A 12,862-nucleotide genomic window follows, 5' to 3' on the forward strand; every position below is an offset into this window, starting at 1 on the left:
TTAACAAGCAATTTCATCGTTTTATTAAAATAGTTTATCCAGATTATTATTGTCTCTCGTGCCTTAACAGTATTTGCATCTTTACCTTTCAAAAGTTAAAAACACTAAAAGTAAAAATAGTCAATTAACGATTTTCAATACAGCTTTTTTAGCTTTTAAGTTTAATTTAAAAATTTGAATCAGTTACAAAAACGTATTTTATCATTGTTCAAGTATTTAAAAATGTAAGTTTTGTTTATCCTACATTTTTTATTTAAAATACCGTTTTTAAAATTTACTTATATAAATGTTAGTATCCTCTTTATGCTGTAAGCAGATATAAACATTGCTTAAAAAATCTTTTTTTGGTATGGAATTTTTTGACCAAAAACGTTTTTTCGTCCATTTTTCTAATACCTGCCCTTAATACCATCAACCATAATATCTACTAATAAATCAGGCCCGTTTTCGCGGTTCTTTATAATTTTAGATACTGGTAAAGGCAATTCAACTCCACGAAAAGCGGCAACCAAAGTGCAGGAAAATAATTCAATGTTTCTTTCTGCAAGCTCTTTAAATTCTCCTGATTGTACTCCGCCTTTAATGATCTCTTTAATCAAGTCGATCTGAATCTCTTCGTGCTTTATTTTTATTTTTATGATTTCTGCTAAATGGTTAAATATATCTTCATATATAACTGTACTAAGGTTGTGAAACTTTTCCATAGCACATACTCTGGTCCTTACGTATGCTTTCAGTTTATCTTTGGCTGTAGTTGCCATGTTGATAGCTTGCCGGGTAATGCGCAACAGGTTTTTTAATTCTTCATCAACAACAGCCTCAAATATTTCTGTTTTTCCAGGAAAATAATAGTACAAAGTGCTTTTTCCTTTGCCCATTGCATTGGCAATATCTTCCATGGTTGTTTTTTTCAAACCATGCTGGGCAAATAATTTTTTAGCAGTGGAAAGTATTTCCCTGATCATTGATTCGTCTTTTGTTATTTGCTCAACCATTTTTCGACTAAATTCAGAATTTCGTCCAAAAATAGAAGTAAAAATTTAAATAAACAATTTATCTTGAAAGCTTTAGATAGAAGTAAGATGAATTGTTTAAAGAGTGGAGGCTGCAGGTATGGGATGAAAGGCTGAAGTATATCTTATAACTTTTGAGGTACAAGGTGTAAATACTAAACTTATCAGCTTTAAATGAAAAACAGAAAATAATAAGAAAGTCTCGATTAGCTGGTCAGTTGCGAGTAGAAAAAATACTTACGCATGGGAGTTCCATAACATTAATAAAACAAAATGATTAATATTGATAAATGTTCCATCTTTATTATAAGTTTTAATTAATACCAATTTTTAAAGAAATATGAAACGGATTGTTTTTGCCTTCTTATTATTCATTTCTTATGCGTTATTTTCTTCTGCCATAACGGCCCAAACTAAAAACTCTCAAACCAAAGATGAGCGAATGAAAATAGCTGCAGAAATGGAGAACTCTATACAAACTGAGCTATTAAATAAATGGTATCCGCAGGCGGTAGATAGTGTTTACGGCGGCTTTCTTAGCACCTTTACTTATGATTTTAAACCTACGGGTCCCCATGACAAAATGATTGTTACACAGGCTCGTCATATATGGACAACTTCAAAAGCTTCTCAGCTATACCCGAATGTTTCTTATTATAAAACCTGCGCGGAACAAGGTTATAAATTTTTAAGAGATGTGATGTGGGATGGAACATATGGAGGATTCTATAATCTTGTTGACAGGCAGGGAAATGATAAGAGCGACATCAAAAAACCAAAAGAGGCTTATGGAAATGCGTTTGGTATATATGCTTTGGCGGCTTACAACAAGGCTACAGGTGATACCGGTGCTCTCAACCTCGCAAAAAAAGCTTTTATGTGGCTGGAGAAACATAGCCACGACCAGATCTACAAAGGTTACTATCAACACTTACTAAGAGACGGAACGCCGGTTAAAAGAGATAATACTGTGCCTAACACTTCCGATCTTGGTTATAAAGATCAAAATAGTTCTATTCATCTGTTGGAGGCATTTACAGAATTGTACAGTGTATGGCCCGATGAGTTGGTGAAACAGCGATTGCAGGAACTGCTATATCTGATAAGAGATAAAATAACAAATAGAAAAGGAGACCTTATACTTTTCTTTAAACCTGATTGGACACCAATATCTTTCAGGGATTCTTCTGAGGCATCTGTATTACGGCATCGCAATTTAGATCATGTTTCTTTCGGTCATGATGTTGAAACCGCTTATCTTATGCTCGAAGCCTCTCATGCATTGGGTCTAAAAGACGACACTACTACCATGACAGTTGGCAAACGAATGGTTGACCATGCCCTGAAAAATGGCTGGGACAACAAACTGGGTGGCTTTTATGACGAGGGATATTATTTTAAAAACAAGCCCGGTATATCTATTATTTTAGATAGTAAAAACTGGTGGGCACAAGCCGAAGGGTTAAACACGCTGCTGCTAATGTCCGATCACTTTCCTAATGATCCAATGAACTATTTTGATAAGTTTAAACAACTTTGGCAATACGCACAAACTTACCTGATAGATCATACATACGGCGATTGGTATGAAGAAGGGCTCGATAAAGAACCTCAACGCAAAACAGCGTTGAAAGGGCATATTTGGAAAGGTACTTATCATCACTTTCGTTCTTTGTCAAACTGCGTAAAAAGGTTGAAAGGAGAAAAGGAGGAGTAAGGATTAACAGCCTTTGTTTATAATGTATTGACCAACAACTGACGGTTTTTTGCCGTTTTAAAAGGGCGACCAAGGTTTGCGAAGAACCGAGAGCGGCGACAATATTTATTTGTCAATGTAAAGTTGATTAACAAAACAATATAAACACGTTCACTTCCAAAACAATATATTTATCCTATCAATTCCATTTCGGCATTGGAACAATCTTTGAATAGATTTTGCAATAAATACTAATAAATGAAAAGAGTTGTAGGGTTCATAATAATAGTTGTGAGCTTACAACTCTTTTTAGTATCGTGCCAAAGCAAGAATAACCAGGAGGAAAAGGAAAATTTTGAATTTTATTATTTTCCTAAGAAAAACGTGTATTACAATATCGAGAAAAAAAACTTCCTTTATTCATTAGATGGTGGAAAAACATGGGACAGTGTTGTGAGCATTTCTGATAAAGAGCCGGCGACTTTGGGCGAGAAGATTATTGTGTATAGTGATGACTATAATGTGTACAAAGACAACCCTGCACACAGAAAGTTGTACATTGGAAGGTTGTATAATATAATTAGTGCCGACACAGCCTTGGCAATAGCAGGCCCCGAGGTAACTGAGCGTAAAGTGCAAAAGAGGGCAGCAGCGGTAAAGCCTGAACAAGAGGAAGAAAAAGTAGTAAAGGGATTAAAGAAGTTTTTAAATAAGATTTTTGGAAAACATAAAAAGAAAAAAGAAGATGAGTAGGCCTTATGTAACAGCTCCTTTTTTTCAGTGAGTTTTATCAATTTAAGAAATTTTTGAATGAAATCGAATACGACTTTTTGGCAACGGATGGGCTTGCATGATTGGTTTCTTAAGAAAGAAGCTTTTGAAACAACGCATCAAACTTTAACGCTTACTCCTGACGATGTATTTAAATATATTGTAGAGAAGTTCAATGAATCTATAAAGGAGCTTTCATTTGCAAACCGTATTGTTTTTTTTCATGAATATATTGTTTGCTTCAGCCCCGAAGACTACAATAATTTTATGGATAATAAAAGAGGTATTTTCGGTTTAATCATACAAGAGTCAGTTAAACAGTTTTACCAGATTTTAAAAAAATACAGGGCCGAGGGCAAAACCGTGGAGCCATCCAGCAATAAATGGGTTTTTCGTTTTGTGTCTCATCCTGATTATAGGCAGGGAGACAAAAGCTTTATAGGAAAATTGCTACCAGGAAGCACCCATCAAAAACAAGAAAATCTAAGGGTAACTTTTATACCAAGACAAACAGGCATTGCAGAAACGTTTGACGTCAACAATGACATTTTGAAGGATTTTACATTTTATAGTGAGGGATATTACGAAGTGCCTTACCAGGAAAACCTGGTTCTTGAGGAAGGAAAGATTAGCAAAGCACAAACCGGCGTACTTGCGCGTTTTGAAACAATAATTCCGGATAGGGATTTTGCAGGAAAAAAGATTGAATACCTGATGAAGGATGAAGAAATTACAGTAAGTGGAAAGGATGAACACAAAGAAGGATCGAACATTTTTAAAATTCCTTCTGACTGGGTGAATACGCCTCACTTACGCATTCGTTATAATAAATCTGATGGAAAATTTTATGTAGCTTCTTTTGGTGAAAAAACCATTTTAAACGAGAATGAAGTCTCTGCAAGCGATACCAATAATATTGTTTGGACCGAGTTGCCTATTAATTCGAGAATGGTATTGAATGGAATAGTGGGAGTAAACATTTTTAAATTGTAAAGAGAATTATGGACAGCGCTTTATCTATAGCTTTGTTAGTAATCTGTATTTTATTGCTGATTGCTAATTTTTGGGACATAAAAAATACACATAACCACAATGGCTAAAAACTATTTTGGAATAACTGACACAGGAAAGTTAAGAAGTAACAACGAAGATACTTTTATTGCTGAGCCGGTTCTCAATAATCAGTTTATAGCTGCTTGTGTTATTGACGGCGTAGGTGGTTATGAAGGTGGAGAAGTAGCTGCCCGCCTGGCTCATGATGCTATTCTTTCTTATATAGACAGAAACAGGAGCTCAGATATTACCCTGGTGATGAAAGAAGCGCTGGTGGCTGCAAATGAAGCAATCTATAAGGAAAAACAAATTAGCAAAGAAAACGAGCAAATGGCGTGTGTGCTTACACTGGCCCTTGCCGACCTTGCTAATAATAAATTTTATTATGCTCATGTCGGTGATACAAGGCTTTATCTTTTCAGGGACAACTCTTTGGTGAAAGTCACGCGAGACCATTCGTTTGTTGGTTTTCTTGAAGATAGTGGACGTTTGTCTGAAGAGGCCGCCATGCAGCATCCCAAACGAAATGAGATTAATAAGGCCCTGGGGTTCGACTCTCAGATGCGAACGCCGGATTATATAGAGACCGGCGAATCGCCTTTTCTGCCCGGCGACATGATTCTTTTATGTAGCGATGGCCTAACAGATATGATTGATAACAGAACAATCACATCTGTATTAGATACGAACAAAGATTTATCTTTAAAAGGAAAATCGCTGATAGATGCGGCAAACGATGCTGGTGGAAAAGATAATATTACAGTGGTTCTGGTTCAAAACAATAAGACGCCATTACAACATACGGCAACAAAACCTGCAGTGACAGTAAAAGATAATGATAGTAAAAATAAAGAACAGTTAGTAGAAATAAAAAGTACTTCTGCTCAACAAACAATTGTTTCAAACAAAAAGAAAAAAAGTAGTTCCGTTCCTCTTTTCATCTTTTTAAGCCTGCTGATATTAGGCGCACTTATCTGGTTGCTGTATCAGAATTACAATAATAAGAATGAAAAAAACGTTGCGAACAATGTTATACTGAAGAGGAGAAATGAACAGGAGCAGGTATTAGCTGACAGTATAAATGGTACGAAAACAAATGAAGTTTTTGTGCTAAACCAAGCCGGTAATCCACCCATTGTTATAACCGATTCTATTTATGTAAATAAAGATTCGCTACATATAATCGGAAACGGTGTTACTATAAAAAGTGATACGACTTACAAAGGTCCTGCTTTCACTTTGTCTCCTGCCTGTAAATACGTTTTATTAGACAGCCTTACTTTAGAAAACTTTGATATTGGTGTACTTGTAAAAAACCGGGGTTTACATCTTAAAAAGGTTCAATTCAAAAACTGCCGCGTTCCCGTGCAACAGGAATTTATGTTTAATGATACCTCTGTTGTAAATGGCAGGTTTGCGGATACACTGTTTTACAATACAGAAGTTAACTCACAATAATTATTGCGCTAAGAATGGTGTCAGATAACGGACGATTTTATTCAAGAAATATTGAGAGGGTTTTTTTGCTGCTGGTTACAATAGTCATGGTTGTACTATTTTATAAATTGTTTGCGGTACTTAAGCGAGATTTCGCAGATGTGCCAAAACGATTAAGAGACGGTACTATTATGAATCTTAATGACGATAAACCGGGCGAACGCATAAAAGTTTTACTGTCAAAAGGTTTTTACTTTCATGATAAACGTGATATAGACCTGGTAAGTTCCGTTGTGGCAGCGGGCCGAAACAAAACTATTGGGATTACCGATAACGTTGGCGAATTAAATAAAAGCAAATACAATGTAAGCATTGAAGATGCATCACTAAATGGCGGAGAGGAGTTTAAAAGAAGAGCACAGGTTGAGCGGTCATTAATAGGTTTTACAGACCAGGATTCATCTTTATATGATAGAGAAAGGCGAAAACCAGACCCCTTGCCGGCAGCTAACGCTGTTGCAATGGGAGGCGGAACAATAAATGGTGAAATTGTAAAGACAGCTGGAATACACGTGCAAGGTGTATTGGTACGTTTGCAGCTTATCCTGCCACAGGATAGTTTGTATAGCGAAAGTGTAGATGATATCAGCCGGAAAATAACAGTCAATTCTAAAGGTGTCAGAAAAATTTTCGCACTCGATTCCCTCGGGCATCGCCAGTTGCAATCTTTTACCGCTTACGCCCGTACGGATGCTAATGGAAAATTTTCTTTTTCAGGTTTGCCTCAAAATAATTCGTTTGCAGTATTACCTCTGCAACCCGGCTATGAGTTTGGCCGTTCGCAGGGAGTGCAAAAATTAGAAAACAATGCATCATTTACTTTTTACCAAATACCCAACACCATAAAACTGTTTTCTACGCGTGATTTTAATACTTTAAAAAAAGAAAAATCATTAATTGTTCGTACACCTGAGGAAGCAAGTAAATGGTTTTGGATAATTGTAGTGAGTTTTATTGCTTCCTTTTGGCTTCTTCATCTACTGCTGACTGTTCGTTTTCCACGAGCCGATCAATTTATTCTTCCGGTCATAATGGTCTTAACCGGGCTTTCGTTTTTAACGTTATTTAGTTTACAGGATCCATTGAGAGACCGCTTTTTCGCGAAAAGTACATTGACTTATTTTGGCTTTGGTGTCTTCGGTATTATTATATTAATGTTATTCAATCTTAAAAGGTTTACTTCCGACTCAGGTCTTTTTCGATTATTTGTATTTAAGAATCTCCGAAGCGCTGCTAATGGATGGCAGTGGGCATTAATAGCAATGGGTTTATTAATGCTTACCATTCTTTTTGGAACAGGCCCTGAAGGAAGCGGCGTGAAAGTGAATCTCCTGGGTTTTCAGCCAAGCGAAATAGTAAAGTTTTTGGTGATTATTTTCCTTGCTGGTTTTTTTGCCGCTAATGAAAAATACATCTCACAATATACGTCCTGGCATAAACGCTTTTCGTTTTTCTTTTTCGCCCTGGCTGCAATCCTCGGCACTATTCTTCTCTTTTTAATATTGGGAGATTTAGGCCCCGCTATGGTTTGCTGTTTTACTTTTATTATACTTTTCTCATTTTCCCGTGGCGATTTTGCAAATATGGTAGCCGCCATCGTTCTATATGTTCTTTCTTTATGGGTGCTTAAAAATGTTTGGATAGCTACAGGGGTTACAGTTGGTTATTTACTTATTTACATGCTATTTGCTAAAAAGCGATTAAGTGAATCGTCCATTATGGCTTTGGTAGTTATTGCAGGTTTTTTGTTGCTCGACCAGGTTCCTTATTTAGATAAAGTTATTCCCGGACCTGTTCATAGGTTAACAGACAGAAAAGCAATTTGGCTCGACGCATGGAACAACGAGGTATTTGGTGGTGACCAGGTAGCAAATGGAATTTGGGCTATGGCAAGCGGAGGCGTTACAGGACAGGGTGCGGGTGAAGGCTTTGCCAAAACAATTCCGGAAGCGCATACAGATATGATTCTACCTTCAATGGGAGAAGAGTTTGGATGGGCCGGTATCATTTGCATATTTGTTCTTTTCTTAATATACCTGCATCGTTCTTTTAATATCGGGCGGCAGACAGGAACGCCTTTTTTATTCTACCTGTGTGCCGGTATTGGGGTTAGCACATTTATACAATTTATTTTAATTGCAGGGGGTTCTACCGGCGCATTGCCTTTATCAGGAGTCGCTTTGCCGTTCATGAGTTATGGAGGTTCATCATTGCTTTGTAACATGCTCGCAGCCGGTTTTTTATTGTCTGCTTCTCATCTGCAAGGCACAGCAGCCCAAATGAAATTTATAACAAAGCAACAAGATAAAAATTTGCTTCCTGCACTTTTGGCTGCTTGTATCGGTATTGTATTATTAGGTATCAATGTTTCAAAATATTTGTTTAATAATAATAAATGGGTGGTAGAACCTGCACTGGTGGCAGACAGAAGCGGGGCAAGAATGTTTAGTTATAACCCGCGCATTTCTATTCTTATAAACAGGCTGCAGGCCGGAAATTTATTAGACAGGAAAGGAAGAATATTGGCCACCAGCCATGTTGACCTTGTTAAAAACCAGGAAGATTCACTGTTAGCGGTCGGCATTCCAAAAGAAAATTTGGAGGCTTTTGCTTATAAACGTTTAGACAGGTATTACCCGTTCGGCGAACAAATGTTTTTCTGGACAGGTGATGCAAATACCGGAGTTTTTAATGGCTCAACAAATGGTTATTTTGGTGAGTACGAACATGCGGCAGAATTACGCGGCTTTCCTACACCTGCAACAAAATTCGAAGTAAGTGCCCACAGGTTTAGGCAAGACAGGTTTCTGCCTGAGTCATCTACAGAAATGACAGTAACTAAAAGAGATTACACTGCACTTTCAAGGTTGCTGCTAGCAGGTATTAACAGTAAGCAGGTGGATTCATTTAAACGAAAAAACCGTGATGTGCAATTGACTATGGACGCCGCACTGCAAACCAACTTGCAAAAAGCCCTGGCAACGGATGATAGTGTAAAAATAAAACGTGTATCAGTTGTAGTAATGGAAGATAATACAGGTGACGTGCTTGCTTCAGCATCATATCCGTTACCCCCTGTTAATGATTGGGATATGCTAACATTAAGTGAAGCGGAGCTGAATAAATTTCCTGGCTGGAATGTAAACAGTGATATGGGATTTACACACGCGACACAGCCAGGTTCGACTGCAAAGCTTGTGACTGCGTTGGCCGCTTTTAACAAATTAGGAGAAGCTGCCGCAACGAAAACTATACGTGTGCTGCCACAAGACCTCATACGCATAAAAGGCCCGGAACCTGATGAAGCCGGTAACATATCTATTGAAAGAGCAATTGTAAAATCTAATAATTCCTTTTTTATACGTCTTGCCAACCAGGAGAGGTTACAGGAAGAAATGGGGACTTTGTATCTGCAAACGGGAATGTTTTTACACGGTGTAGGAGGTTATTATTATGAAAGCGAGCCAAACAATACAGAACAACAAAACGAATGGCGCAAACTTTGGCGCAAAACGGAATTTAAGAGCATTAATACTTACAATCCAAACAATATAAAACGAACACGAGGTAAAGGTGTTTCAGGTATGGCTTGGGGGCAGGGCGAATTGATTGCAACGCCAGCTTCGGTTGCAAGGGTCGCAGCGGGAATAGCGAATAACGGAACACTAATGCCAAACCGGTATGTGCTAAGTGTAAGTGGCAAAATGGTTCCGGTGCAAGCAGGCGTGCGTATAGCGAAAAATCCCAGGTATGCTCAGCATATAACAGATTATATGCTGGAGCAAAGTGCGAATAAGGCAGAGCGGCTGGGATTGAAAGTTGCAGGAAAAACAGGCACGCCTGAGCGTATTTGGAAGAGTGAAAGGATAAATGACGGATGGTATGTATTCTTTGCTCCCAAAGCAAGTGGAACGGGACATATTGTAACGTGTATCCGGCTGGAAGCGGCGAAAGGGTCAAGCGAAGCAGTAAGACTTGCAGGAACGTATGTTGTTCCCATATTGGTAAAAAGAGGCTATATAAAAAGCTTTGAAAAGGAAGGAAGAGCAAATCCAACAATAAAGAATCCGCTGGTAAAAAATAGTCAGGAACCTATAATTAAACGAGTTGCGTTGACACTAAAAAGTGGAGACGATCCCGCTTCTGATACGACACAATGAGTGTAGATAACTTTCCGGGTTCATTTTGGGGGCGACAGGAGCAAAAGTTTTACAATTATATTCAATTCCAGGTATGTTTATTTAAAGTAACTTTTCTTACTTTTTAAGCCCAAAAGATAAGAATTAAAATTTTTAATAAAAGCAATGTTTGATTTTCTTAAAAGCCGACCAGGCGATACAAAAGGAATTCGCGGGGAACTACTACAGTTTATAAAAGACCAGTTGCAGAAAGCTGAGGGAGGCGAAGGAAAAAATATACGGGGAATTTACTTGTATATCACCTGCAAGCCGGAGGAAAAGCATTTGTATGAAGGGGCTATTTATGCGGATGAAGAAAATCGTTTTAAAGAGGAAGAAGTGCAAAAGATAGCAGATGATTTTGCGATAGACCTGCCATCAACCTGGACAATGCAAATCTCGTTTGTTGATGAGGCGCCACCGGAAGCCATCAAAGCACAGGTTGTAGATGCTGCGTTGTTTATCTCAACAAAGAAAAAACCAAAGATCCATGCGACTTCAACAGCTTATATAAGAGTTTTGAATGGCGAAGCAGAGAAACCTGTATACACAATAACTTCAACCAGTGGTAAAATAAATATTGGCCGCGAGAGAAAAGCACAGACCGCAGAAGGTTTTTACAGGGAGAATCAAATTGCTTTTATCGATGCAAGCAAGCATGAAAGCAACCGGTCGGTAAGCCGGGAGCATGCGCATATTCAATGGGATACTGAAGCAAGCGCTTTCTATATATTTGCTGATGAAGGTGGAATACCGCCTCACAATAAAATGAAAGTGAGAACGGAAGGGGGCACTCCTGTTAAATTCCAAACAACTCAAATTGGACATCGACTACAGGAAGGTGATCAAATAGTATTAGGCGAATCGGCTGTACTTGAATTTCGAACTTCAGATGTGGACAAATAATATAATTGAATGGCGAAGGTTTTTACAATAACAGAAGGATTGGTAAACATGGCCCCCATGAAAACGGGTGGCCAGGGCTCTGTGTACAAAGGTTTACGTACCGGAGAAATCATTTCTGCTGTTAAGTTATTACCTACCCCCATTTATAGTGAAGATGAAGAAGACAAAAATTTCAGGGATTTTAAAAATGAAGTGCAAAAACTTAAAAGGGTCAACGAAAAACCCAATCCTAATGTAGTAAAGATTTTGAGTTCAGGATTGTCAGAAACAGGCAATTTTCCTTTTATTGAAATGGAATATATAGAAGGACCTGATTTGGAAGAATTGTTACAACCTCCTCATCCTCCTGTATTTACCATTAAAGAGGTTATAAAAGTTGCCGAACAATTGTCAAATGCGTTAGCTCATTGTCACAGTCTCGGTGTGAAGCATGGAGACATTAAAAGTAATAATGTAAAATTTAATATTCATAGCGGTAATTATGTGTTGCTGGACTTTGGACTGGCTATCATGTCAGACGAACAAAGGCGAACCAGTTTGCGGCAGGCAGGTGCAGTAGAGTTTATGGCACCGGAGCAAAACGAAGGTCAGATGTTGTTTCAGACAGATGTATACAGTTTTGGGATTGTACTGTTTGAATTGCTGACAGGTAAAGTGCCATTTCCACTACAGGATAGGGGAGAAGCTGCACGGAACAATGTTCGCCTGGCACATATGGAAACGTTGCCAACAGATATTGTTTCTTTAAGAAAAGAGGCTTTGCCACTTACTTGGCCTGAAGACAAACGTGCAAGAGAAATGGAGATACCTGATTGGCTCATTTCCGTTATTTACAAATGCCTTAATAAAAAACCTGAAAACAGGTTTAGTAATGGTAGCAGTTTGAATACTTTTATTACTCAAAATAGTGTTCATGTTTTACATGCCGGTGATACTGAGAAGACTGCGCTATTGGTACAAGAGAAACAGCAATTGCAAAAGCAGCTTTTACAGTATAGGGATGAATTGATCTTAAAAGAAAGAGAGTATGAAGAACTGCAGGCAAAAGCTAATAATAAAAACGCTGGAATTCAGCTTTTAGAAGTAAAAAACAATTCTGTTTCATCTGATGAAAATGGCGTTGCAAAATCATCTTTTATAGCAGTACTTTTTCTTGCGATTGCTTTGGCAGCTTTTTCAGGTTATTCCTATTTTAAAAATGTAAAACAGGATAAGCAAATTGGTACTGCCTCTAACAAAGACAAGGTAAATGCGCACAAAACGAATACGCCGGTAACAAAAAAAACAGCTCAAAAGAAACGAAGCCAGGTAAATAATAAAAAGGCTGCCTTAGATTCTGTTGCTGGTAATAAGCAAAAAAAACTTGTAAAGAAATTACCACAACAGCCTGTAGCAGATACAAACAAAACTACAGTTAATAGTTCTAACAAAGAGAAACCCAATAAGAGTGCGACAAAATATACAGTATTATCAAAAGCATATTTTTATAGTACTCCTGACGAAACTACCAGTCGTGATGCCTATATTACTCACTGGAATAATGCTGTCCTGACCCCTTCTGATGATATGAACGGTTTTATTTATATTGTTTATACTAATGACAAAGGCCAAACCTCAAGAGGGTGGTTACGAAAACAAGATTTAAAGCCTATACAATAAATAAATTTCGATTTTAAATTTTCCCGGGAAATAAATTAAGTATCTTTTATAGAAATTGCAGGCAATTTTTTTACTGAATTGTTTAAGTT

The 12,862-nt window shown here is 37.7% G+C and carries 8 protein-coding genes; 7 read left to right on the forward strand and 1 reads right to left on the reverse strand.

What is annotated here, in order from left to right:
• Positions 1-389: 389 nt before the first annotated feature.
• Positions 390-995 carry a TetR/AcrR family transcriptional regulator gene (locus B154_RS0108245; RefSeq protein ID WP_026260049.1) on the reverse strand — a complete coding sequence of 202 codons (606 nt, stop codon included), beginning with the start codon at positions 993-995 and terminating at the stop codon, positions 390-392.
• A gap of 358 nt (positions 996-1,353) precedes the next feature.
• Between B154_RS0108245 and B154_RS0108250 the strand changes: the two genes are divergently transcribed.
• From B154_RS0108250 to B154_RS0108280, 7 genes are all read left to right on the forward strand, one after another.
• Positions 1,354-2,730 carry an AGE family epimerase/isomerase gene (locus B154_RS0108250; RefSeq protein ID WP_018613308.1) on the forward strand — a complete coding sequence of 459 codons (1,377 nt, stop codon included), beginning with the start codon at positions 1,354-1,356 and terminating at the stop codon, positions 2,728-2,730.
• A 237-nt stretch (positions 2,731-2,967) separates the two neighbouring features.
• Positions 2,968-3,462 (forward strand): hypothetical protein, encoded by a 495-nt coding sequence (locus B154_RS0108255; protein ID WP_018613309.1) that lies wholly within the window; start codon positions 2,968-2,970, stop codon positions 3,460-3,462.
• A gap of 57 nt (positions 3,463-3,519) precedes the next feature.
• Positions 3,520-4,473, forward strand: a complete 954-nt coding sequence (locus B154_RS0108260) for a hypothetical protein (protein ID WP_018613310.1) — start codon at positions 3,520-3,522, stop codon at positions 4,471-4,473.
• Positions 4,474-4,572: 99 nt separating this feature from the next.
• Positions 4,573-5,991 (forward strand): PP2C family protein-serine/threonine phosphatase, encoded by a 1,419-nt coding sequence (locus B154_RS30615; RefSeq protein ID WP_018613312.1) that lies wholly within the window; start codon positions 4,573-4,575, stop codon positions 5,989-5,991.
• Between the two features lie 86 nt (positions 5,992-6,077).
• Entirely contained in the window at positions 6,078-10,190 is a 4,113-nt protein-coding gene (locus B154_RS28015) for an FtsW/RodA/SpoVE family cell cycle protein (RefSeq protein WP_211217468.1), read from the forward strand.
• Positions 10,191-10,334: 144 nt separating this feature from the next.
• Positions 10,335-11,114 carry an FHA domain-containing protein gene (locus tag B154_RS0108275; protein WP_018613317.1) on the forward strand — a complete coding sequence of 260 codons (780 nt, stop codon included), beginning with the start codon at positions 10,335-10,337 and terminating at the stop codon, positions 11,112-11,114.
• A gap of 9 nt (positions 11,115-11,123) precedes the next feature.
• Positions 11,124-12,773, forward strand: coding sequence for a serine/threonine protein kinase (locus B154_RS0108280; RefSeq protein WP_018613319.1), 1,650 nt, complete (start codon positions 11,124-11,126; stop codon positions 12,771-12,773).
• Positions 12,774-12,862 lie beyond the last annotated feature (89 nt).

The sequence above is a fragment of the Segetibacter koreensis DSM 18137 genome, from assembly GCF_000374045.1.
Taxonomy (GTDB): Bacteria; Bacteroidota; Bacteroidia; order Chitinophagales; family Chitinophagaceae; genus Segetibacter; species Segetibacter koreensis.

Excerpts from the sequence above, each read along its gene's own strand:
- B154_RS0108255 (WP_018613309.1), top strand. The coding sequence starts at position 2,968 with ATGAAAAGAGTTGTAGGGTTCATAATAATAGTTGTGAGCTTACAACTC.
- B154_RS0108245 (WP_026260049.1), bottom strand. The coding sequence starts at position 995 with ATGGTTGAGCAAATAACAAAAGACGAATCAATGATCAGGGAAATACTT.
- B154_RS0108250 (WP_018613308.1), top strand. The coding sequence starts at position 1,354 with ATGAAACGGATTGTTTTTGCCTTCTTATTATTCATTTCTTATGCGTTA.
- B154_RS0108275 (WP_018613317.1), top strand. The coding sequence starts at position 10,335 with ATGTTTGATTTTCTTAAAAGCCGACCAGGCGATACAAAAGGAATTCGC.
- B154_RS28015 (WP_211217468.1), top strand. The coding sequence starts at position 6,078 with ATGGTTGTACTATTTTATAAATTGTTTGCGGTACTTAAGCGAGATTTC.
- B154_RS30615 (WP_018613312.1), top strand. The coding sequence starts at position 4,573 with ATGGCTAAAAACTATTTTGGAATAACTGACACAGGAAAGTTAAGAAGT.
- B154_RS0108280 (WP_018613319.1), top strand. The coding sequence starts at position 11,124 with ATGGCGAAGGTTTTTACAATAACAGAAGGATTGGTAAACATGGCCCCC.
- B154_RS0108260 (WP_018613310.1), top strand. The coding sequence starts at position 3,520 with ATGAAATCGAATACGACTTTTTGGCAACGGATGGGCTTGCATGATTGG.